At 37.3% G+C, this 23,102-nt stretch carries 17 protein-coding genes; 9 read left to right on the top strand and 8 right to left on the bottom strand.

What is annotated here, in order from left to right; all coding sequences use genetic code 11:
- Nucleotides 1-21 precede the first annotated feature (21 nt).
- Entirely contained in the window at nucleotides 22-1,251 is a 1,230-nt protein-coding gene (locus JM83_RS13855) for an HD domain-containing protein (protein WP_144962765.1), read from the bottom strand.
- A gap of 124 nt (nucleotides 1,252-1,375) precedes the next feature.
- On the opposite strand from JM83_RS13855, the gene JM83_RS13850 reads away from it, so the two are divergent.
- The 5 genes from JM83_RS13850 (at nucleotide 1,376) to JM83_RS13830 (ending at nucleotide 6,040) form a co-directional block, all read left to right on the top strand.
- Nucleotides 1,376-2,926: a bifunctional response regulator/alkaline phosphatase family protein gene (locus tag JM83_RS13850; protein WP_144962764.1), complete on the top strand. Its 1,551-nt coding sequence runs from the start codon at nucleotides 1,376-1,378 to the stop codon at nucleotides 2,924-2,926.
- Nucleotides 2,927-2,969: 43 nt separating this feature from the next.
- Nucleotides 2,970-3,374 (top strand): tRNA (adenosine(37)-N6)-threonylcarbamoyltransferase complex ATPase subunit type 1 TsaE, encoded by a 405-nt coding sequence (tsaE, locus tag JM83_RS13845; RefSeq protein WP_144962763.1) that lies wholly within the window; start codon nucleotides 2,970-2,972, stop codon nucleotides 3,372-3,374.
- 368 nt (nucleotides 3,375-3,742) lie between these two features.
- On the top strand, nucleotides 3,743-4,342 hold the full coding sequence (locus tag JM83_RS13840; RefSeq protein ID WP_144962762.1) for a hypothetical protein: 600 nt from the start codon (nucleotides 3,743-3,745) through the stop codon (nucleotides 4,340-4,342).
- Nucleotides 4,343-4,462: 120 nt separating this feature from the next.
- Entirely contained in the window at nucleotides 4,463-5,662 is a 1,200-nt protein-coding gene (locus JM83_RS13835; protein WP_144962761.1) for an alanine dehydrogenase, read from the top strand.
- A 3-nt stretch (nucleotides 5,663-5,665) separates the two neighbouring features.
- Nucleotides 5,666-6,040, top strand: a complete 375-nt coding sequence (locus JM83_RS13830) for a hypothetical protein (RefSeq protein ID WP_144962760.1) — start codon at nucleotides 5,666-5,668, stop codon at nucleotides 6,038-6,040.
- A 961-nt stretch (nucleotides 6,041-7,001) separates the two neighbouring features.
- Here JM83_RS13830 and bcp read toward each other — a convergent pair.
- Nucleotides 7,002-7,451 carry a thioredoxin-dependent thiol peroxidase gene (gene bcp, locus JM83_RS13825; protein WP_144962759.1) on the bottom strand — a complete coding sequence of 150 codons (450 nt, stop codon included), beginning with the start codon at nucleotides 7,449-7,451 and terminating at the stop codon, nucleotides 7,002-7,004.
- A gap of 31 nt (nucleotides 7,452-7,482) precedes the next feature.
- On the opposite strand from bcp, the gene nth reads away from it, so the two are divergent.
- Nucleotides 7,483-8,136, top strand: a complete 654-nt coding sequence (gene nth, locus JM83_RS13820) for an endonuclease III domain-containing protein (RefSeq protein ID WP_144962758.1) — start codon at nucleotides 7,483-7,485, stop codon at nucleotides 8,134-8,136.
- A 1,200-nt stretch (nucleotides 8,137-9,336) separates the two neighbouring features.
- On the opposite strand, the gene JM83_RS19185 is transcribed toward nth, so the two are convergent.
- Both JM83_RS19185 and JM83_RS13815 read right to left on the bottom strand, forming a co-directional pair.
- Entirely contained in the window at nucleotides 9,337-9,486 is a 150-nt protein-coding gene (locus JM83_RS19185) for a hypothetical protein (protein WP_186435002.1), read from the bottom strand.
- Nucleotides 9,487-9,544: 58 nt separating this feature from the next.
- Nucleotides 9,545-10,129, bottom strand: coding sequence for an RNA polymerase sigma factor (locus tag JM83_RS13815; protein WP_144962757.1), 585 nt, complete (start codon nucleotides 10,127-10,129; stop codon nucleotides 9,545-9,547).
- Between the two features lie 242 nt (nucleotides 10,130-10,371).
- Between JM83_RS13815 and uvrA the strand changes: the two genes are divergently transcribed.
- Both uvrA and JM83_RS13805 read left to right on the top strand, forming a co-directional pair.
- Entirely contained in the window at nucleotides 10,372-13,158 is a 2,787-nt protein-coding gene (gene uvrA, locus JM83_RS13810) for an excinuclease ABC subunit UvrA (RefSeq protein ID WP_144962756.1), read from the top strand.
- Nucleotides 13,159-13,592: 434 nt separating this feature from the next.
- Complete coding sequence (locus tag JM83_RS13805; RefSeq protein ID WP_144962755.1) at nucleotides 13,593-14,858, top strand: hypothetical protein; 1,266 nt, start codon at nucleotides 13,593-13,595, stop codon at nucleotides 14,856-14,858.
- Between the two features lie 1,355 nt (nucleotides 14,859-16,213).
- Here the strand turns inward: JM83_RS13805 and JM83_RS13800 are convergent.
- The 4 genes from JM83_RS13800 to JM83_RS13785 all read right to left on the bottom strand — a co-directional run bounded on the left by JM83_RS13800 (nucleotide 16,214) and on the right by JM83_RS13785 (nucleotide 21,843).
- Entirely contained in the window at nucleotides 16,214-17,671 is a 1,458-nt protein-coding gene (locus JM83_RS13800) for a lipopolysaccharide biosynthesis protein (RefSeq protein ID WP_144962754.1), read from the bottom strand.
- A gap of 9 nt (nucleotides 17,672-17,680) precedes the next feature.
- A complete protein-coding gene (locus JM83_RS13795; RefSeq protein WP_144962753.1) occupies nucleotides 17,681-18,961 on the bottom strand; it encodes a glycosyltransferase family 4 protein in 1,281 nt (426 codons plus the stop codon).
- A 163-nt stretch (nucleotides 18,962-19,124) separates the two neighbouring features.
- Nucleotides 19,125-21,545 (bottom strand): YfhO family protein, encoded by a 2,421-nt coding sequence (locus tag JM83_RS13790; RefSeq protein ID WP_144962752.1) that lies wholly within the window; start codon nucleotides 21,543-21,545, stop codon nucleotides 19,125-19,127.
- A 25-nt stretch (nucleotides 21,546-21,570) separates the two neighbouring features.
- The gene (locus JM83_RS13785; RefSeq protein WP_144962751.1) at nucleotides 21,571-21,843 is read right to left on the bottom strand and encodes a DUF4834 family protein; all 273 of its coding nucleotides are present in this window, start codon (nucleotides 21,841-21,843) and stop codon (nucleotides 21,571-21,573) included.
- 109 nt (nucleotides 21,844-21,952) lie between these two features.
- Here JM83_RS13785 and JM83_RS13780 point away from each other — a divergent pair, with 109 nt between their 5' ends.
- Nucleotides 21,953-22,930: a transporter gene (locus tag JM83_RS13780; protein WP_144962750.1), complete on the top strand. Its 978-nt coding sequence runs from the start codon at nucleotides 21,953-21,955 to the stop codon at nucleotides 22,928-22,930.
- Nucleotides 22,931-23,102: the final 172 nt, after the last annotated feature.

Raw genomic sequence — 23,102 nt, 5'->3', positions numbered from 1 at the left:
TGGCAAAAGTAAAAAAAATTGTTAATGTATGGTCTTAGGATAACAGATATAATATTTAGTGACTTCTGTGGACAGCGCGACCAGGTTTAATTGGTCTGAAGCCTTCGCCACATCACTGATTTTGCCATTTCTATGCAATATCTGAATATTATCATTCTCGCTGGAATAGGCCACATTGGAAATCTCCCCACTAAACACGAAATAACTTGCTTCCTCTTCGGTTATATTATATTTCTTCTGAAGTGGCAGTGCATACTTCTTGAGTTTCCCTGGATCGATCTTTTTCTTTTTCAATTTCACTTTTAGCAGATCCCTATTCAACAACATCTTACATAAATTGCTGAGTACAAAATCTTCATGTTCCATCCATTCTTTCATTGCTGAAACAATATCGTAGTCATCCAGTTTTGCAAATGTTCCTAAGGTATCTGAATCGAACTTATCTATAGTTACTTTATTATGTAAGAAAAAAGCCAGGGCGGGGCTACCAGCCAGGTTTTCTCCAAGATCGATCAATTCTTTCGCTCTTTTTAATACCCTTATCAGGAGTTGTTCCGCGGCAACCCCGGTTTTATGGAGATAGACCTGCCAGTACATAAGCCTTCTTGCCACCAAAAACTTCTCTACAGAATAAATCCCCTTTTCCTCGATAACCAAGTGATCGTCCACCACATTGAGCATAGTGATTATACGTTCGCTATTTATGTTCCCTTCGGGCACTCCCGTATAAAAACTATCCCTTTTTAGATAATCCAACCTATCCATATCCAATTGACTGGATACTAACTGATTCATGAACTTTCTGGAATAGCTACCTTTAAAAATTTCAATTGCCAAAGTTAAACTTTGGTTAAATTCAGCATTCATTTCCTCCATAAACAAGAGCGAAATACACTCATGCGAAACCCCTTCTACAATACTATGCTCCATTGCATGGGAGAAAGGTCCATGCCCAATATCATGCAACAAAATAGCTATTTGCAAAGCTTCTTCTTCCTCTTTATTGATCTCAACCCCCTTAAACCGAAGAATCTCTATTGCCTGCTGCATTAAATGCAAGCCTCCCAATGCATGGTGAAATCTAGTATGATGAGCTCCCGGGTACACCAAATACGACATTCCCATTTGCGAAATACGGCGCAATCTTTGAAAGTAGGGATGTGCAATAATCTTAAAGATCCGTTCCGATGGAATAGTAATAAAACCGTAAATTGGATCGTTAAATATTTTGAGTTTTGTTTTGTTGGCCAAGCTTAAAATTCTTTACAATTATAACAAATATACATATATGATGTCCAAAAAGGGCAGCTCCTAAACTAATAGCCAGATAACGGTAATTATATGAGAACCGTATTCGCTTATAAATTCAATTTAAATGAATAAAATAAAAATACTTTGGGCAGATGATGAAATCGACATGCTAAAGCCACATATCATCTTTTTAGAATCCAAGAATTACGAAGTAACTACATGTAAAAGTGGTACCGAAGCAATAGAACAAATAGATACCCAGAATTTTGACATTGTATTTTTGGATGAGAACATGCCTGGATTAACCGGCTTGGAAACCTTATCTGAAATAAAGGAAAAGCGTGCCGACGTCCCCATTGTGATGATCACCAAAAGTGAAGAAGAATATATCATGGAAGAAGCTATTGGCTCTAAAATAGCCGATTACCTTATAAAACCTGTAAACCCTAATCAGATTTTATTGAGCTTGAAGAAGAATCTCGACCACTCCCGGTTGATTACCGAAAAAACCACGTCCAACTATCAGCAGGAATTCCGTAAAATTTCCATGGATATGAACGATATAAACTCGTTTGAAGGTTGGGCAGAACTATACCAGCGTTTAATTTATTGGGAATTGGAATTGGAAACGATTGAAGATAGCGGGATGTTCGAAATCCTGGAGTCCCAAAAACTGGAAGCCAACAATCAATTTTGCAAGTTTGTGGATAAAAATTATCCACATTGGTTCGAAGAAAATGCCGATGCCCCCATCATGTCCCATAGGTTGTTCAAGGAAAAGATAGTTCCAGAAATCAGTAAAACCCAGCCTACCATACTTATAGTAATAGACAACATGAGGTACGATCAATGGAAGGCCTTCGAACCCACCATTAACCACTATTATAAAAAAGACCAGGAAACCACATTTTACAGCATCCTTCCCACCGCCACACAATACGCGAGAAATGCCATTTTTAGTGGCCTGATGCCAAGCGAAATGGAAAAGCAATTCCCTCAATATTGGTTAAACGATACAGAGGATGGCGGAAAAAACATGTTTGAAGCAGAGTTTTTGGAGGCTCAGCTAAAAAGATTGAGGTTGGATATAAAATCTGAATACCATAAAATTACCAGCCTTAAAGCCGGAAAACGTTTGGTAGAAAATTTCAAAACTCAAAAAGATAACGATTTAACGGTGGTGGTCTATAATTTTGTAGATATGCTTTCGCATTCCAAAACCGAAATGGAGGTCATCAAGGAATTGGCATCCAACGATAAATCCTACAGGTCCTTGACCCAAAGTTGGTTCAAGAACTCTCCTTTGCTCGAAATCATTCAGCAAGCACAACAATTGGGATTCAAATTGATCTTGACCACAGATCATGGAACCATCAATGTAAAGACCCCTTCTAAAGTAATAGGGGATAAAAATACCAGCCTCAACCTAAGGTATAAGACTGGAAAGAGCCTTACCTATGATAAAAAAGAGGTTTTGGAAGCAAAAGACCCCAAGAAAATCCACTTGCCAAGCATCAATATGAGCAGCTCATTTATTTTTGCAAAAGGCGACTCCTTTTTTGCCTACCCAAACAATTACAATTATTATGTTAACTATTTTCGAAATACCTACCAGCATGGAGGGGTTTCCATGGAGGAAATGATCATCCCGTTTGTGGTCTTATTGCCTAGATAAGAATAAATTACATATCTTTACAGAGCCTTAAATCTAATTTTGAATGACGTTAACCTACGAGCTATCAGAAATTGATAGAATAGCTATGCGATTACTTTCCGAAGTTAATAGCAAAACGCTGTTATTTTATGGGGACATGGGAGCGGGTAAAACTACTCTTATCAAAGCGCTTGTAAAAGCCCTTGGCGCGCCAGACTTGGCGTCCAGCCCTACTTTCTCACTAGTTAACGAATATCAAACAGATCAAGGAAAGATCTTTCATTTCGATTTTTATAGGATTGAGGACGAAATGGAAGCCCTGGACATGGGGATCGAGGATTATTTGAACCTCGACACCTGGAAATTTATTGAATGGCCTCAAAAAATAGAAAAACTATTGGATGGGGATGTTCAAAAATTGGAGGTTTTGATCCAAAACAATGGTGCCCGAACGTTAAAGTTTTGTTAATTAATTCGACAAGGCGTCGGAAACCTGCGTGAACAGTATTGTAAGAAAATTAATACAAAATGAGCCCGCAAAAAAGGTGGGATTTTAAAAATTTCGTAATTCAGCGAACGAGGGTGATTTTTAGCTTATTTTTGACAGGTAAAATTGTTGAAAATACAGGCTATTTTTGCCTCAAAAAAAGGTGCAAAGGTACGATTAATGCGGTTAGTGTAAGCATTTTATAAAATTATAGGTTTGTTTCAGAAATCAATACGAAACCAACATTTAAAACCTATAATTTATGAAAATTAAAGCTATCTTATTCGCCGCAGCCATTTTTGGCGCAACTTTTTTTGTAACTTCAACTACAGAAAACGATAATAGTAATAATGACACAATTCAAAAAGAAGCCGTTCTTAGGTCGAAAATCCGTATTCCTACTAACGGGTAGTTTAATTGGGTTTTCAATAGCTTTTTCACCTTATATCTTTTATTTATACGAAATTTTCCCAAGCGGTCCCGTTTGGGAAAATTCTTTTTTTACCTACGAAAGTAAGTATTATGAAGATGTAATGACCGCTATGTGGACCTATTTTGGCAAAATCACTCCATTATTCCTTCTTTTAATTTGGTTTTTCACCTGCAAGCATTGGTGGTATCATTCTATTTTGATCCCTATTTCAATGTATGTTTATCAAATTATAAGCACAGTTTATGATGATGTTTATAAGGTTAAAGATCCAATGGATATCGATGGTTTGATATATTTAGCTCCATTCTTTTTTGGGATTTTGGTTATTGTATATCTTGTTCGAATACAAATCTTCGATAGGATCTACGGGATAGATCTTAGTGAATTGAATGAAACCGATGTGACTATTTTTTCCAAATCGATGTCCACCAGGGAACAAAAGGAATTCGATGATGTAAAACATAAAGGTTTTAACTTTAGGCCCGAGCCCACAGAGGATTACTACCAAAAACTTTAACTAAAAATTCCTCCACGGCTCTAGCTCGGGGATGGTTGGTTTCAAGAAATTTTTTATTTAAAAACACCTCCTAAATTGCCCAAAAATGTTGTAATTTGAATCTTTTGTACAACCTTAGGCATGATAGAAAAACCAACTCCATTTACCAAAGAACAGTTAATTCCGCAGGAAGAAACCCTGGAAATCTATAAGAATAAAGGCGAGCTGTTTATTGGCATCCCAAAGGAAACTTCGTACCAGGAAAAAAGGGTTTGTTTAACTCCAGATGCCGTTGCGGCCATTACCGCACACGGGCATCGGGTGATCATAGAATCCAATGCCGGAAAATGGGCCCGGTTTAGCGATAAGGATTACTCCGATGCCGGTGCCGAGGTTACCAAAGATACAAAAAAAGTATTCTCCTGCCCTACCATTCTTAAAGTAGAGCCCCCTTCCAGCGAGGAACTGGAAATGATAAATACTCAAACCACCATAATTTCTGCCTTGCAGTTAAAGACCCAGTGCAAGGAATATTTCCAAAAACTGGCTGCCAAACGTATTACCGCATTGGGCTTCGAATTTATTAGGGACGAAGATGGATCGTACCCTGCGGTACGGGCTTTAAGCGAGATTGCCGGAACGGCTTCGGTATTGATCGCTTCAGAAATTATGAGCAACTATACCGAAGGAAATGGGTTGATGTTTGGAAACATCAGTGGGGTGCCTCCCGTAGAAGTGGTGATTTTGGGAGCGGGAACCGTGGGGGAGTTTGCTGCCCGATCTGCCGTAGGATTGGGAGCAAATGTAAAAGTTTTTGATAGCAGCCTTACCAAATTGAGGAATATCCAAACAAATATTGGCAGGACGCTTTACACATCTACCATTCAGCCTAAAAATTTAACGAAAGCTTTAAAACGTTGCGATGTATTAATTGGTGCTATTCGGGGCAAGAACCGCTCTCCTATTCTAATTTCAGAAGCAATGGTACAGAGCATGAAAAATGGCGCTGTAATTATTGATGTAAGTATAGATATGGGTGGCTGTGTGGAAACAAGTGAAATTACAACACACGACAAACCGATCTTTAAGAAACACGGAGTAATACACTATTGTGTGCCCAACATTCCATCCCGATATGCCAGAACTGCTTCAGTTTCAATAAGCAATATTTTTACGCCTTATCTTTTGCATATCGCAGAACAGGGTGGTCTTGAAAATACCTTGAGATATGATAAAGGTTTGCGAAATGGATTGTACTTTTACCACGGAATTTTAACCAACAAATCTATTGCAGACTGGTTTGATCTTTCTTACCGGGATATCAATTTACTTATATTTTAATTTATGAATTTTATTCAAAGACTTGGGTTTTTCTCTGTGGGTCTTATCATGGGAATTGGCATATTAATGTTTTTTCTTGGAGGAAAAAAGGCTTCTTGCGATTACTCTCCAAATGCCAGGACACTTAAAAACATCAGGAATAAAGAGCGTGTTTTTTCTGAAACTGTACTTACCTATTTCGCCAACCATAAATTGGACACTGCTGTTGTTTCAACCATCTTAAAAAGCGGAAACGTGGATTTTGGAAAAAGTGACACTAAAAAAGAACCCTGTAAGGTCTATTTCATTTCTGAAGAGCTGGAAATGGGGGAATTCGAGTTGGAAATTGAAAACTGTTTGGAGAAAGCAGTTATTAAATCTGTACAAAGAGTAAAGTAGGGATCCCTCCTTGTCATCCCCTCCTAAATCCTCCCCGAAGGGGAGGACTTAAAATCAATGCTATTTTTAAACAAAAACCTTAATATTTAAATGTCATTTCGAGCGGAGTCGAGAAATCTGCATCTTGAATTGTGGGAGTTCTCAATCGCTCAAAAAGCTCATTTCGAAATGACTTGGGTTGTCATTTCGAGCGGAGTCGAGAAATTTCAATGGAGCAGAAACTCTTTGAAAAGAGATCATGTGATTGTAACAAACTTCGACAGGCTCAGTTTGACAAATGAACAAAAATGTCATCCTGAAGGGAGCGCAGCGTACTGAAGGATCCCAACCCAGCAGAATCCTTTACATTGAGATCCCTCCTGACGGGATGACAACCAACAGTCATCCCCTCCTAAATCCTCCCCAAAGGAGAGGACTTAAAATCAATGCTATTTTTAAACAAAAACCTTAATATTTAAATGTCATTTCGAGCGGAGTCGAGAAATTTCAATGGAGCAGAAACTCTTTGAAAAGAGATCATGTGATTGTAACAAACTTCGACAGGCTCAGTTTGACAAATGAACAAAAATGTCATCCTGAAGGGAGCGCAGCGTACTGAAGGATCCCAACCCAGCAGAATCCTTTACATTGAGATCCCTCCTGACGGGATGACAACCAACAGTCATCCCCTCCTAAATCCTCCCCAAAGGAGAGGACTTAAAATCAATGCTATTTTTAAACAAAAACCTTAATATTTAAATGTCATTTCGAGCGGAGTCGAGAAATTTCAATGGAGCAGAATCTTTTTCTAAAGAGATCCCTCCTATCATCTGGATGACAAAGAACTATCATCCTCTCCTAAATCCTCCCCAAAGGAGAGGACTTAAATCAATACTATTTTTAAACGAAAACCTTAATATTTAAATGTCATTTCGAGCGGAGTCGAGAAATTTCAAAGGAGAAGAATCACAGAATATACCAGTTACAATATCTGCGCTGTATGGTCTTTGGTTTTAACTTTCGTAATAATATCCTCGATTACCCCTTTTTCATCAATGACAAACGTAGTTCTATGAATTCCATCGTATTCTTTTCCCATAAATTTCTTTGGTCCCCACACCCCATAGGCGTCAATCACTTTCTTGTCTTCATCGGCCAATAAAGGAAATGGCAAATCATATTTATTTTTGAAATTAGCCTGTCTTTTTTCGCTATCGGCACTTGCACCCAGAATTTGATAGCCTTTTTCCTGAAACTGTTCCCAATTATCCCTTAAATTACACGCCTCTGCCGTGCATCCAGGAGTGCTGGCTTTTGGATAGAAAAATAGGACAACTTTCTTGCCTAAATAATCTGAAAGCTTTATAACATTTCCATCCTGATCTTTTACTGAAAATCCCGGAGCCTTATCTCCTACTTTTAATTTTATCATTATTCTTATTTTAGCCATAAATTTAGGCATTATGAATAAACAAGAAAAGGTGCAGTTCGTTATAGATACGTTAAATGAAATTTATACTGAAGTTCCTATTCCTTTAGATCATAAAGGTCCTTACACATTATTGATTGCAGTGCTTATGTCTGCACAATCTACAGATGTAAAAGTGAACCAGATTACTCCATTGTTGTTTGCAAAGGCAGATAATCCCAATGCGATGATTAAACTTTCGGTGGAAGAAATTCGGGAAATCATAAAGCCTGTTGGTTTGTCTCCAATGAAAGCAAAAGGAATCTACGGGCTTTCCCATATTCTAATAGATAAATACAACGGAGAAGTCCCTATGAGCTTTGAGGCTTTGGAGTCTTTGCCCGCCGTTGGCCATAAGACCGCGAGTGTAGTGATGTCTCAAGCTTTCGGGATCCCGGCATTTCCAGTGGACACGCATATCCATAGATTGATGTACCGATGGAATTTAACCAATGGCAAAAATGTGGTTCAAACCGAAAAGGATGCAAAAAGATTATTTCCCAGGGCGCTCTGGAACAAGCTCCATCTTCAAATAATTTATTATGGTCGCCAATATTCCCCAGCTAGGGCATGGAATTTAGAAAAAGACATTATCACAAAAACTATTGGGAGAAAGCAAGTCCTTGATGAATATTACAAGAAGAAATAAAAGATATATATCTATTGTTTTAAGAAGGAGATCCTGCGATTTGTGACAAACTTCGACAGGCTCAGTTTGACAAATTAACAGAAATGCCATCCTGAAGGGAGCGCAGCGTATTGAAGGATCTCAAAGTAGCAGAATTGCCTCAAAAGAAGATAGCCCTCCTGAGATCGGGATGAAAATGAGGTGTCTTTTCGAGCGGAGTCGAGAAATCTCAATGAAGCAGAATCTTTTTCAAAAGAGATCCCAGCAATCGGGAGGTTAGGTTGACAACTAACTGTCATCCCCTCCTAAATCCTCCCCAAAGGGGAGGACTTAAAATCAATGCTATCTTTAAACGAAAACCTTAATATTTAAATGTCTTTTCGAGCGGAGTCGAGAAATCTCAATGAGCAGAATCTTTTTCATAAGAGATCCCTCCTAGCGTCGGGATGACAAAGAACTATCAAAAAGAGCATATGCGGTTTTTCACAAACTTCGATAGGCTCAGTTTGACAAATGAACAAAGATATCATCCTAAAGGGAGCGCAGCGTACTGAAGGATCTCATTGGAGCAGAATTGCCTCAAAAGAAGATAGCCCTCCTGAGATCGGGATGAAAATGAGGTGTCTTTTCGAGCGGAGTCGAGAAATCTCAATGAAGCAGAATCTTTTTCATAAGAGATCCCAGCAATCGGGAGGTTAGGTTGACAACTAACTGTCATCCCCTCCTAAATCCTCCCCAAAGGGGAGGACTTAAAATCAATGCTATCTTTAAACGAAAACCTTAATATTTAAATGTCTTTTCGAGCGGAGTCGAGAAATCTCAATGAAGCAGAATCTTTTTCATAAGAGATCCCTCCTATCGTCGGGATGACAAAGAACTATCAAAAAGAGCATATGCGGTTTTTCACAAACTTCGATAGGCTCAGTTTGACAAATGAACAAAGATGTCATCCTAAAGGGAGCGCAGCGTACTGAAGGATCTCATTGGAGCAGAATTGCCTCAAAAGAAGAGATCCCTTCAAGTTCGGGATGACATTTGAATAGAATTGTTCCAGCATCTCAATGAGTTGTTAAAAACCCTTAAACTCCTGATACCTCGCGACAGGGTACACCAGGCGGTAAAATGCTTTACTTGATGCAAAACTGGATATACATAAGAAATTTTAAAAGTATTTGGGAGTAAAGCATAAAAAAGACCTATTTAAAATAGGCCTTTTTTATGCTAATTTAAGATCGTATCGAAGCTCAACTGCTTGTATTTAGTGATTCGCAGGGCTTTAGAATAATTTAAAAGAAACTGAAGGGTTTCCTTTTTGGGGTTTAATTTGTTCAATTGTTCTTCTTTCGAAGATTTTGTGTAAAGGTGCTCCATTTGCTTAACTTTAAGTTAGTATAAATGAAGAACGTATTTAAAACAATCTTATTGTAAATTAATTTGTTAAAATGAGGTTATGTTTTTCAATTAATTTTCTCAAATTAATTAGGGCATAGCGCATTCTTCCCAAAGCAGTATTAATGCTTACTCCGGTACTCTCTGAAATCTCTTTGAAACTCATATCTTTATAGATCCGCATCGTTAAAACTTCCAATTGATCTTCTGGAAGCTCTTTGATCAATTCCTGAACATCGCATTCAATTTGATCTTTAATCAGCTGCTTTTCGATATTTAGATCATCATCGCTAAGTACCGAGAAAATATTAAAATCCCCGGTGTTCTGAAACTTGGGCATTCGCTTGTTCTTTCTAAAATGATCTATCACCAAATTATGTGCAATACGCATTACCCAAGGCAAAAACTTACCTTCTTCATTGTATTTTCCCCTTTTTAGGGTATTGATGACTTTTATAAAAGTATCCTGAAAAACATCTTCAGAAATATCCTTATCAAAAACCTTCGAATAGATGAAACTGTAAATACGTTGTTGATGTCTATTTATTAGAGTGGAAAGGGCATTTTCATTTCCTTGAATATACTCTTGCACTAGCGCAGCATCAGTTGCCTTAATGTAATCCATAATAGTTACTTTGTTATCGGGTATATAAGAATACCTTCAGGTTAGGTTTTTAACTTACAAAAGTAACTTTATGCAATAGGCAATAGATTTTTGGGATGTTCGTTGATGCTCCAAATATAGCAACATATATTTTACTTAAGCAAACTAAATGCCGATTATTTAACAAATCATATAGAATTTGTTCACTTTTTACACTGATTCTTATTGAGTACCTTTGCGTTTTATTTCGACAAAATAATTTCATGGCTGTAGATATTTCAAAGGTTAACCCCAAAGAAAACATAATAATCAAAGGTGCAAAACTTCATAATCTAAAAAATATTGATGTTGTAATACCGAGAAATAAATTAGTGGTAATCACCGGGCTTTCGGGTTCCGGGAAATCTAGTTTAGCTTTCGATACGCTGTATGCTGAAGGACAGCGCCGGTATGTAGAAAGTTTATCCTCTTACGCAAGACAGTTTCTTGGAAGATTGAACAAGCCAAAAGTAGATTATATAAAGGGAATTGCTCCTGCCATCGCTATTGAACAAAAAGTAAATTCAACGAATCCCCGTTCTACCGTTGGCACTTCTACAGAGATCTATGATTATTTTAAATTATTATTTGCTCGTATAGGCAAAACCTATTCCCCTGTTTCTGGGGATGAAGTTAAAAAAGACACCGTAACAGATGTTATAAATTATGTAAAGTCCTTTCCTGAAGGCGAAAAAATGCTGCTGCTCTCCCCTATCCATTTAGAAAATGGCAGGATACTGAAGGAGAAATTGAATGTCCTCTTACAACAAGGCTATAGCAGAATAAAGGTGAAGGAGAATGTGGTAAGAATAGATGAAACTACCCTGGATAATTTAAATGCTGAAGATGTTTCCTTGGTTGTAGACAGAATTGTAACCAAAGATGATGAAGATTTTCAGAATAGATTGGCTGATGCAACCCAAGCTGCATTTTTTGAAGGAAAAGGGGAAATCTACCTTCAAAGTCTATCTGATAATAAATTAAGGCATTTCAGCAATAAGTTCGAACTCGATGGAATCTTGTTTTTGGAGCCCAATGTGCATCTTTTCAGTTTTAATAATCCTTATGGTGCTTGTCCCAAATGTGAAGGTTATGGGGATGTCATAGGAATTGATGAAGATCTTGTTGTTCCAAATACAGCCCTGTCGGTATACGAAAATGCAATATTTCCCTGGAGAGGTGAAAGCATGAGTTGGTATCGGGATCAATTGGTGAACAATTCACATAAATTCAATTTCCCAATCCATAAACCCTATTTCGAATTAACTCAGGAGCAAAAAGATCTTATCTGGAATGGGAATTCCCATTTTGAAGGATTAAATACATTTTTCGAATTCCTGGAATCTAAAGCTTATAAGATTCAGAATAGAGTAATGTTATCCAGGTACAGGGGAAAAACCAGGTGCAGCGTTTGTAAAGGAAAGAGACTGAGGCCAGAGGTGAATTATGTAAAAGTTGGTGGGGCTACCATTACCGATCTTGTTGAAAAACCTATAGACAAGGTTCGGGAATTCTTTAGTGGGCTTCAGCTTAATGAGTATGATACCCAAATTGCAAAGCGCCTTTTAGCTGAAATTAATAATCGACTGCAATTTCTTTCGAATGTTGGATTGGATTATCTCACATTAAATAGAAAGTCAAATTCCCTCTCTGGAGGAGAATCGCAACGCATCAACTTGGCGACTTCTCTGGGAAGCAGCCTTGTAGGATCCATGTATATTCTAGATGAGCCATCTATTGGATTGCATCCAAGAGATACCAAGAAATTAATAGAAGTACTCAAAAATCTTAGGGATTTAGGGAATACAGTAATTGTGGTTGAACACGATGAGGATATCATGCGCGAAGCCGATGAAATAATTGATATAGGACCCGAAGCCGGAACGCATGGTGGTGAAGTGGTTGCAACTGGTTCCTTTGAGGATATATTAAAAGCTAATTCACTGACCTCTAAATACTTAAACAACACCATGCGGATTGAAGTGCCGAAGAAAAGGAGAACTTCCAAACAATTCGTGAAAATTATTGGAGCTAGGGAAAACAACCTTAAAAATATAGATGTAACATTTCCATTGGGAGTCTTTACTGCTGTTACTGGAGTTTCTGGAAGTGGTAAAAGTACCTTGGTTAAAAAAATACTGTATCCTGCATTGCAAAAAAGCATTGGGGGCTATGGTGAAAAAGCAGGACAATTTACAGATATCGAAGGGGAATATAAAAACACCAAATCTATAGAATTTGTAGATCAAAATCCTATAGGAAGATCTTCCAGATCCAATCCTGTTACCTATATCAAGGCTTACGATGATATCAGGAACCTTTTTGCCAATCAGAAACTATCTGTTATTCGCGGATTTAAGGCAAAACACTTTTCTTTTAATGTAGATGGAGGAAGATGCGAAACCTGTAAAGGAGAAGGAGAAGTGACCATAGAAATGCAATTTATGGCCGATGTTCATCTGGAATGTGAAACTTGTAAAGGAAAACGTTTTAAGAAGGAAGTATTAGAAGTTCAATTTGCAGACAAAAATATAGATGACATTCTAAAAATGACCATTAATGATGCTATTGACTTCTTTACTAACAACGATATTTCAAAAATCACTAAAAAGCTGCAGCCTCTGCAGGATGTTGGATTAGGATATGTGCAACTGGGTCAGAGTAGCTCTACCCTTTCTGGCGGGGAAGCCCAAAGAATAAAATTGGCTTCGTTTCTTGTTAAGGGAACAACCAAGGATAAAGCGCTCTTCATTTTTGATGAACCAACTACCGGTTTGCATTTTCATGATATTCAGAAATTATTGAAATCTTTTAATGCGCTTATCGAAAAGGGGCATTCCGTAATTGTAATAGAGCACAATATGGATCTGGTAAAATGTGCCGATCATATCATAGACCTCGGATTGGACGGTGGAGAAAATGGAGGATATCTAATTGCTGAAGGAACACCGGAAGAAATTGCCAAGAATAAGAAGTCCTATACTGCTCCTTTTCTAAAAGGGAAATTATAGAAATCAATCATTTAGTATCTGGTAAAGATTATAGATCGCTTGGCTATTAGAAACAAGAACAAAGACTTAATTGTAGCTAACTGATAATGCAATGAAATTTATATGATGATTTTTTTAATGTGTTCTAACCAAAATAGTATCAAAAGCATGCCCTTAAATACACCCGATGGAATGAGCTAGGGAAGCTGGTTAGCAGCTTCTAATCATTATCAATATTAGTTACTCGCAGATTTCCGAGATTTTTATCCGACGACACTCTTGGCTCTGCGAGATGGGCCTCGGAGGATCAAACCCTTAACTAGGGATTAAATCCATTAATATTTTGATTGAATTTATAACACAAGGGAAAATACCCATATTTTGGCACGTAGTTTGTAATAGTTGAAGCATCAACCACCAACTAAAATTAATCTGTTTAACCTAAAATCGCCCCTATGAAAAATATAGCACTTTTATTTTCGATGCTTTTCGTTGGATGGTCGGCTTCTGCCGGTGCTACTGATAATTCTAGTTCGATTCCATCTAACAACTATGGGGAGTCGTTTATTTTTGTTGAAGGCGGCGTTGAATTTGCAGTTTATCCAAATGGGGAATTCGATTTTTATTACGATCCGCAATTTTCAAGGAATGCAGGTCGGATCTCGCCCCCAAGAGGAAATATCAGTTATAATTCAGGTTATAACTACGACCCTTATGTACAGTATGATGATTATGGTGCTGTAATTCAAATTGAAAATGTGCCTGTATATTACGATTACTACGGAAGAATAATCCAAGCTGGTAATATCTTTATAGATTATAATAGATACGGAAATGTTTCTAGGATTGGAGGTTTAAATATTAGGTATAACAGCTTTCATAGACCTGTACATTACTCAGGATACATAAATGCATATAATTCCAGATATGTATACCAACCTTGGCATAAATATTATGCAAGGCCCCACAGTTCTTATAGAGTTGTATACTATGAGCCTTATAGGGCATATTATGAGCCAATAAGAGTTAATTATACACAGTATGTAACATATTATCAAAGCAATAATTATCAACATAAGAGCAAACAAGATTATTATAGACCAAGTAATAGTAATGTTGCGTATAACAATGGAAGAAGGACTTCAGAGGTAAGAAATATTCGTTCTACATCTGGTAGATCTTCGGTTGACGCAAGCAGTAGAAATAATTATGCCGCTTCAAGAAATAGTTCAGCTCGTTCTAGTAGAGGTGCAAGTAGCAACAAATTGAGGGAAAGAAGTTCTAATTCCAGAAGTACTTCCAGGAAAGAAATTTTCAATAATGAGCAACATGAAGCTGCGGTGAGATCCAATAGAAATTCCTCTGGTGTTGCAACTAGAGCTACCAGCACTATTAATGAAGGAAGAACTATTTCCACACAAAGAAGTTCTAACGGGCGTACGAATGTTGCCACAAGTAGACAGCAGGATTCACGAACAGTAAATAGCGCTCCTGAAACTAGAAAAAGCAACGCTGTAGCTACCCGAACAAGTTCCCCTAACAGAACGGTTACGGTACAAAGAGGAAGAACTTCAAGTGCTTCAAGAGCTGCCACAACCCGGCAGTCACAAAATAACAATAGACAGGAAAGCGTTCGAGAGAGTACAGACGCACAAACCTCAAGATCAGGAAGATCTTCTTCTTCCGGTGATGATGCACGAAGTTCTGTAAGAAAAAGATAAGTTTAAATTTTTTGGTTGGTTAGTTAGAAAATCCCTACGGATATTGAAAAATGTCGTGGGGATTTTCGTTTTGCCCTCATTGAGGGCTTTTTCAATCCAAATATCCTCTCAAGGTAAGGAAGGATTTTAAATAGAAAATTTCTATTCCTTTGAGATTCTTCACTATGTTCAGAATGACATTTGACTTTCTTTGTCATTCCAACAAAGGGGAAATTATATTTCTTGAAGTGCTTTTTTAATGCCACGAATTCACGAATATTTTAAAAAAAAGGTCATTTCGAGATCCGTGATAAAAAATTATCCAGCGTAGGAAATTGACGTGTTCTTTATATAAGCTGATGGGATGCTGAAACAGGTTCAGCATGACGACAATTCCCCATCGTCACCCTGAACTGGTTTCAGGGTCTTGGATTCACAAATAAATAAAAACACGTCAATGGTAGCGGAGTCGGGAACTATTTTTATAACGAATTGCTGCTTCATTTAGAACGACATTTCTCTCATTTGTCATCCCGACGCTAGGAGGGATCCCAGGGAAACCAATAACTCCGTTGAGGTCCTTCAGTGCGCTACGCTCCCTTCAGGATGACAGGGCTGCGTACATTGTTATTTCGACAAAGGAGGAATCTCAGGGAAAAACCAATAACTTCATTGAGATTCTTCACTGCGCTACGCTCCCTTCAGGATGACATATTATTGTCATTCCGACAAAGGAGGAATCCCTATTATATCGAAGTGTTTTTTTAATGCCACGAATTCACGAATATTTAAAAAAAAGGTCATTTCGAGATCCGTGATAAAAAATTATCCAGCGTAGGAAATTGACGTGTTTTTTATATAAGCTGATGGGATGCTGAAACAAGTTCAGCATGACGACAATTCCGCATCGTTACCCTGAACTGGTTTCAGGGTCTTGGATTCACAAATAAATAAAAACACGTCAATGGTAGCGGAGTCGGGAACTATTTTTATAACGAATTGCTGCTTCATTTAGGATGACGTTCCTCATTTGTCATTCCGACGAAGGAGGGATCCCAGGGAAACCAATAACTCCGTTGAGGTCCTTCAGTGCGCTACGCTCCCTTCAGGATGACATATTATTGTCATTCCGACAAAGGAGGAATCCCAGGGAAACCAATAACTCCGTTGAGATCCTTCAGTGCGCTACGCTCCCTTCAGGATGACAGGGCTGCGTACATTGTTATTTCGACAAAGGAGGAATCTCAGGGAAAAACCAATAACTTCATTGAGATTCTTCGCTACGTTCAGAATGACAAAAAATGTTAAACCGATGCGGCACTGAATGATGAGCGCATCAGGAACCTTTTAGATGAAATTTGCACACGCATATATTCTTACTTATTACCTATATATTTTCTTACCAACCGATTTATATCTTCAGAAAAACCAAATCTAAGCGCCACAAATCCATAAATAGCGGTTACTGATATAGATTTCAGAATGATATTTATGATTGGATGGAATTGAAATTCCCAAAAGTAGAAGGTGGCAGTTAAGACTGCTGTAAACAACAGGATATAAACTGTTTTTAAGGTAAAAGGTTGCATCTTAAATTTATTGAGAACAATCAATAATTTTGAAACATTATAAACTGAAAAAGCCAAAAAACTGGCAATTGCAGCACCAAGAATTCCATATGCCGGGATTAGAAGCAGGTTAAAAACAAATGCAACAATCGAGAGTATAATTCCAAATACAAGCACCAATCTGTAATAATCGGAATTAAAGAGAATACTGTTATTATTGCCCAGCATATTATCAAACAACTTCACAACCGCCAAAAGCAAAATAATCACCGTGCTTATTTGATATTCCTGGGGAATCAATAAATAAAGCTGATTGATATTTACAATGATCAGCACAAAAATTATTGCACTTATAACCAACAAGGTCAATGAACTTCGCTTGTATAAATTTTCCAATGACTTTTTATCGTTATTATTTAACAAACTTGCTGTAAGCGGATGAATAATTTGATGCATCGCCTTTTGGGGCACCGAAATCACCGTAGCAATATAAACTGCAATTCCGTAAATCGCCACATTTTCAATTGGTAGGTAATGTTCAATCATCACCTTGTCCAGATCCAGTAAAATTGTTGCCACAGATCCCGCAATTAAAATAAGGGCTGAATACTTCAAAACTGTAATTAAATTATTTGGAAGTGAGAAATTAAATTTCGGCTTGTATAAAGAGAAAGCATAGACTTGCATCGAAATCGCCCTTAATACGAATACCAAAACCATAGCATATATAAAATATTCCACTGTAATTATTGAGAAGTAAACCAAGAATAATAACAGAGTGATGCAAAGCCTATGAAATACTTCTTTCATAAAATTACCAAATACGCTCTGATAGTTAATTTTTGACCAAGCGAAGAAAACTTCGAAATAGGCAGTTGCAAAGGCTATGATAAAGATAAGCCAGATATAAGGCTGTACGAGCTGGTTACCCGCTTCAAAGTACGCCAACAACCATTTATAGCTAAAAACTCCTATAAGACCCAATAAAATTGAAACTCCACCAGGTAAAAGTAGTATCAGGTTTAATAATTTATCCTTTTCTTCTTTTGTTTTATAGGAGGTGTAAAATTTTACAAGGGTATTGTGAACTCCAAAAGCCATAAATGGCCAAACCAAGTTGGCTGCAGACAGCAAGAAGCTAACAAGTCCATAATATTCCTTTTCCAAAAAATAGGTGAACAAAAAGAGCGTATTTATCGCCCCGATCCCAAACCCAAAATAGGTGGTGATCATGTTTTTAAAAGACTGCTTAATTATAACTCCCATTGGTTAAATCTACTCTTTTAAAATTTTAGCCAATTCCCAGGCAAGCTTCTTTCGACTATATTTTTCAATGTTTACGGAGTTAACATTTAATTGCTGGGTTTTGTATAATTTATACATACTCAAAATATGGGCTTTTAAACCCGCTTCCTCCAGATACCCAAAATAAGTTCCCGCATTGGTTTCCTTCAATATGTTATTTACGTCCCAATCTTTTGGCCCCAATGCCAAAATAGGGCGTTTTGCGGCCATATACTCAAACAGCTTCCCCGGAATAATCCCTTTGGTTTCAGGACTATCAATTTCCATTAAAAGCAATACTTGTGATGTTTGCTGAATTCCATTGGCTTTTTTATGGGAAACATAACCCGGTAATTCTAAATAAGTCTCTAATCCATGAGCTTTAAGCGAAACTAAAACATCTTTACTTACCGTCCCCACTAATTTCAAAACAAAATCTTTTTTAAAATCTTTATTTTCTGAAGTCAGTTCTTGTAGAACTTTCCACAGGTTTTCAGGGTTTCTGCCAGAAAGTAAAGATCCTATGTGCGATAAAGTGAATTTTTGATCCAGTTCCGAAGAAACCCCAGTACTGGAATCATACCCATTAGTAATTACAGTTACCGGTGTATTGGTTTTTGATTTGAATTCTTTTTGGGTTGAAAAACTTGTGGTAATTATATGATCTGCGGAAGTTAAGACCTCCGTTTCCAAAGCAATATGTTTAGCTTTGGCTGAAGCAGATAATTTCAACTTTTTATGATATCCTATTTCTGTCCAAGGATCCCGAAAATCTGCGAACCATTTTAAACCTAACTTTTTCTTCAAACCAAGGCCAATAAGATGAAGACTATGTGGCGGCCCAGTGGTCACAATGGTATCTATATTATTTTCTGAAAGATAATTGGAAAGGTACTTTACCGATGGCTTGATCCAAAATTTCCGCGCATCCGGGATAAAGAAATTTCCACGGATATATAAAAACAGCTTTTGAAGAAAATTTTGAGTATTCTCTTCTTTAATTATCCCGCTGCTAATAGTGGAAGTCTCCTTTTTAGAGAAGAACTTGGCTAAAAAGTAGGGTTCAAAAATGGTTTTTTTTAGTATGGTTATCCCTTTTGGAACCTCTTCTAAAAGGCTTTTATCGAGAATTGGATAATCCGGGTTCTCCGGAATATAAACAATAGGTTCTATATCAAAATCTTGTAAATATTTTACAAATTTCAACCAGCGTTGCACCCCAGGACCTCCAGCCGGTGGCCAATAATAAGTTATAATTAAAACTTTTTTCATAGGGGAAGTTTAGATCGATCCTTTATAAAGATAAAGAGATACCTCTCTTTTGAGCTAAAAAGTTCTCGACTGCGCTCGAACTGACAAAACAACATAATTTAATTGTTTTAAAACCAATAGAATAAAAATCATAAATATTTATATACTGACTTCTAAAAATCAGTTACTCCTTCTTCCTAAAGGAAAGGAATATTCCGCCAAGAGTTAGGAGCCCAAGCAAAATTGAACTGGCAAGTGCAATACTGCTTCCCGTTTTAATAACCTGTGGCTCGAATTTAAAAGTAATTGTGTGCGCTCCAGCAGGAACTTGCATTCCCCTTAAAACATAATCTACATTATAATGGGGTGTTTCTTTTCCATCCACAAAAGCTTGCCAGCCATGCTCATAATACATTTCAGAAAACACTGCAAATTGGTCTTTTGAAGAAACAGATTCATAAACCAATTCATTTGGTTGTTGGGAGATCAACTTTATGCTGGCAGTGGAATCTTGTGCTTTGCTCACCTTAATTTCCGGCGTTTTAAATTCAGAATTAATGACCGCAGTAGATTTTAAATCGGTTTCTGCCAGGCTTAAAATCTCTTCATCTGGAGAATTCACCCATTTTATGTTTTCAACAAACCAAGCATTTCCAAAGGCATTGGGATTTTCTTGTGCAATGGGCCCTTCTTCTGTTGGCACTATAATATATGTGACATTAAGCATATTTAACACCGACATGTTGTTTTTCGAAATATAAAAATCGAACAAATCCTGCATTCTGCCAGGCTTAGCCGCATGATAGCCCCCAATGGAATTATGAAAATAGGAAGTCCTACCCGTATTAAAAGGGCTTTCCGCAAGATCGAAAACCCTATAATGGCCTTGATCTTCTAAAATCATATTATCTGCAGCAGTTTTCTGGAAAGGTTTGTTCATCACCCTTGCGGCAACAAAATCTTCGTTATTCACATATCTTCTGTCCACACCTACTAGATCGAATAAAATTAAAAAGGCAAAACCAAGGATAATTAAGTTCTTGTTCGCGAGCTTTTTTAAATAGGCGTATATAAAACCTGCAGCAATCAACACCAAAATAAGGGATCTAATGGCATCGGCAGTGAAAATGGCCATTCTATCTTCTTTCAAAGCCCGAACGAATTCTATTCCCATTTGCTCTATATAAACCGAGTCACTCCCTCCACTAAAACTAAATAATACCGACTTCAGAACAAGTAATACTAATGCTAAACCACCTGTGATTATAGTTGCCCATTTTAAAGCATGAAGTTTTTCTTCCTCATCTTCAAAATTATTGAAGAGTTTATGCAAACCAAAAACTGCAAGGATAGGAATACACAATTCGGCTATAACTTGAATGGAAGAAACCGCACGAAACTTATTATAAAGCGGTACAAAATCTATGAAGAACTCAGTTACAAAACCAAAATTCTTCCCCCAAGATAAGATGAGGGATAAAATCGTTCCTCCTACGATCCACCATTTTAATCTTCCTTTAATCAAGAATAATGCAAACACAAACAAGAAGATCACACTGGCCCCAATATAAGCCGGTGCTCCAACAAAAGGCTGTTTTCCCCAATAGGTTGGCGCATTCCCTGCAAAATCTTTTGCTTGGGCAGGGGAAGCTCCCATACGCAACAATTGTTTGTACATTTCGGAACCTTCCCCAAGCTTTTCAGAACTGGAACCACCCATAAACCTGGGAATAAAGAGATTCAGGGTTTCAGTTATTCCGTAGCTATATTCGGTGATATAATCATAAGTTAAACCGGCAGTTTCCTTTTGTTTTCCTTCCGCAGTAATACTTAAACCCGTATCGCCGCGGGTACTAAACTGAGTATATTCCTGAGTGGCCATTAAATTTGTGGCATTCGTTGCAATTGCCAATAAAACGGCAAGTGCCATTACCCCCAGTGCTTTAAAAAAATGTGGGAGTTGTTTTTTTCTGAAGGCATCAATTAGGTACACCAAGCCCAAGACCAAAACCAAGAGCAACAAGTAATAGGTCATCTGAAAGTGATTTGCACCAATTTCCAATGCCATGGCAAAAGATAAAAGCAGAAATCCACCGATATAGTTGTTTCTGAAACACAATAGAATTCCGGCCAGCACCATGGGCATATAGGCAATGGCATGTGCTTTCGCATTATGACCAACTCCAAGAATTATTATTAAATATGTTGAAAACCCGAAGGCCAAGGCTCCTAAAAAGGCGATCTTATAATCCAGTTTTAAGACCAATAAGAGAATATAGAAACCTATGAAATATAAAAAGAGGTAATCTGCCGGTCGAGGTAAAAAACGTAAAGCCGAATCCAACTTTTTAATATAATTATGAGGATAGTAAGCACCCAATTGATAGGTTGGCATACCACCAAAAGCAGCATCTGTCCAGTAAGGTTCTTCCCCGGTTTCGGCTCTAAAGTCATTTTGCTCCTTTGCCATCCCCGTATACTGAACGATATCACTTTGAAAAATCTCTTTTCCTTGGAGCACAGGACTAAAATAGGCTAGGGAAATAATGATAAAGCCAAAAACCACAAAAAGATGTGGTAGAAAACCTTTTAAGGATCTAATCATGGATAGAATTTAATAGGAACGAAAATTAATCAATTTCTTCGAAATCAATGTACTCCCCTACTTTTTTATTGGATTTACTTGTTTTTGGGATGTCTGAATTTATCTCAACTTTCCCCTTCTTTTGACTTTTTTGAGCAGTTGAACCATTAAATTGTTGTTGGAACTTTTGTCCAACGCGTTTCAGGAACCATTTTAAGATCAGTGGTCCAAACCATTTTATAAAAATTTTAAAACCGAAATATATCAACAAGATTATTAATACGGTTTTCAAAATACTTTCGAATGATGCTTCGTGCATTTGTATAAAGTTTATGCAAAATTACTATTCTGAGGAGACAAATAGGGTATCCATATCCATAAAAAAATAATAAAATCTTCTATATTTGACCAGACTAACAATAACCTATATGAAATACCTTCGAACCAATCTACTTACAATTCTTTTACTCATAACTTCTGGTTTTATAGCCAATGCTCAATATACCGAAACCATAAACTCCAATAGGCCAGGAGCTTCTCAGGGAGCATTTTCTGTGGGTACGGGAGTAATTCAATTGGAAGCCGGCGGATATTATGGGAATGATACCCACACCTTATTGCGCACAAGTACAGATATTTTAGGAGCCGATTATTCCCTGCGTTATGGATTGTTCTTTGAAGCTCTCGAGATCAGTTTAATTGGTTCTTTTGAGGATGATACAGAGTTTATAAGAATTGGTGCCAATGATGTAGAATTTAAGACCCGTAATTTTAAAACCAACACCTTTGGTGCAAAATACTTGATATTCGATCCTAGCAGAACTATAAAGCCAGACCAGCCAAATCTTTATAGCTGGAAAGCTAACCAAAAATTTAAATGGAAAACATTGATCCCTGCGGTATCTATTTATGCAGGAGCAAATTTTTCGCAATCCACCAATCCTTTTTTATATGAAGGGGAAAAAGCCATAACACCCAAAGTTGCTTTAATCACTCAAAACAACTGGAGGGGAAGCTGGGTATTGGTGATGAACCTTATTTTAGATAAATTAACTGAAGAATTTCCTACCTACACAGGAATTGTAACCCTTACACATGCTTTCACCCCAAAATTTGCAGGATTTATGGAGTATCAGGGGATTATAAGTGATGTTTATGCAGATGATATCGTAAGAACTGGAATGGCTTATTTGGTTTCAGATGATCTACAGTTTGATATTTCTGGATTGATTAACTTTAAAAACACACCAGACAGATGGCAATTAGCTGCCGGAGTTTCATACAGATTGGACCTACATAAGAAAGAGGAATACTTGGATGATTCTTATGAGGGTGATAGAAGAAGAAAACGAACAGAAAAGAGGCAAAATAAAGATAAAATAGAAGATATTCCGGAGGAAAATTAATAATAATTCCTGACAAAAAACCTCTCGACTCCGCTCGAGGAGACAATTAGTTGTCTGGTCGAGCGAAGTCGAGACCTCCGTGACCTTAATAATTGTTAACATTCAAAACAAGTAATAAAAACGTATGTAGTTATCTCCTGATCTCTGATTATAAAACAAAAAATCCACCTAA

It is taken from the genome of Gillisia sp. Hel_I_86 (genome assembly GCF_007827275.1).
Lineage (GTDB): Bacteria > Bacteroidota > Bacteroidia > Flavobacteriales > Flavobacteriaceae > Gillisia.
Note: the sequence above shows the minus strand (reverse complement) of the source record. Positions and strands in the feature narration are given on the sequence as shown.